The organism is Citrobacter sp. NCU1, from assembly GCF_010231475.1.
Lineage (GTDB): Bacteria > Pseudomonadota > Gammaproteobacteria > Enterobacterales > Enterobacteriaceae > Citrobacter_D.
Genome location: NZ_NRDO01000070.1, coordinates 1 through 1446, shown reverse-complemented (window position 1 = coordinate 1446; position 1446 = coordinate 1). Strand labels below are relative to the sequence as shown.

General features: G+C 52.5%; 1 protein-coding gene. It reads left to right on the top strand.

All coding sequences use genetic code 11. From position 1 onward, the window contains the following. Positions 1–1446, top strand: a 1446-nt coding sequence (locus tag CJP72_RS19695; RefSeq protein WP_162383016.1) for a terminase large subunit, incomplete at both ends; no start/stop codon positions are given.

The following is a 1446-nucleotide window of genomic DNA, read 5'->3' as shown; positions in this document are numbered from 1 at the left end:
AAGAATTACCCGTTTAAATTCGATAAGGACAAGGCCGAGAAGGCCGCCAAATTTATCCAGTTGTTGCCACATACAAAGGGAGAATGGGCGTTTAAACGGATGCCTATCACCCTGGAGCCCTGGCAGCTTTTCAGCATTTGCGCTGTATTTGGCTGGGTACATAAAAAAACAGGGTACCGACGTTTCCGCGAGGCTTATAACGAAATACCTCGTAAAAACGGTAAATCGGCAATGTCAGCGGGCGTGGGTCTGTTTATGTTCGCGTGTGATGACGAGTTCGGCGCAGAAGTGTATTCCGGTGCAACTACAGAGAAACAGGCCTGGGAGGTATTTCGCCCGGCGCGCCTGATGGCACAACGTACCGAAGCACTACGTGAGGCGTTCGGTATTGAAGTGCATGCGCAAAGTCTGAGCCGCCCGGGAGATGGTGCCCGGTTTGAACCTATGATCGGCGACCCGGGTGACGGTGCGTCGCCGAGCTGCGCGGTGATTGACGAATACCACGAACATAAAACCGATGCGCTTTACTCGACGATGCAAACCGGGATGGGCGCCCGGCGGCAGCCGCTGATTTATGGCATAACCACCGCGGGCTATAACATCGAGGGGCCGTGTTACGACAAGCGCCGTGAAGTGGTAGAAATGCTGGAAGGCATTGTGCCAAACGACGAGCTTTTCGGGATTATTTACACTGTCGATGATGATGACGACTGGACTGATCCGGCGGTGCTGCGCAAGGCAAATCCCAATATGGGGATTTCTGTCTACAGTGAGCATTTGTTATCGCAGCAGCGCGCTGCCATCAACAACCCGCGCAAAGTTGGTGTGTTCAAAACCAAACATCTGAATATTTGGGTGGCGGCAAAAGACGCGTTCTTTAATTTAGTTAACTGGCAGAAATGCGAAGACAAATCTCTGACTCTGGAGCGCTTCGAAGGGCATACCTGTGTTCTTGGCTTTGACCTGGCACGTAAGCTGGATCTGAACTGCATGATCAGGCTGTTTACCCGGAAGATTGACGGCAAAACGCATTATTACTGCATTGCTCCGAAATTTTTCGTGCCGTATGACACTGTTTACAGTGCCGACGTCGCCGATCAGCGCACCGCAGAACGGTATCAAAAATGGGCCGAGGCCGGTTATCTCACGACGACTGACGGCGCGGAAATTGATTACCGCGAAATTCTGGAGTCGGCAAAAGAGGCAAACCGCCTTAATGCTGTCGAAGAATCGCCAATTGACCCGCATGGCGCCACAAACCTTTCGCACCATCTGGCAGATGAAGGCCTGAGTCCGATAACGATCACGCAGAACTACAGCAATATGTCCGACCCGATGAAAGAGCTGGAAGCGGCTATCGAGGCCGGGCGCTTTCACCATGACGGCAACCCGGTTTTAACCTGGTGTATCAGCAACGTGATCGGCAAACACATACCTGGCGACGAT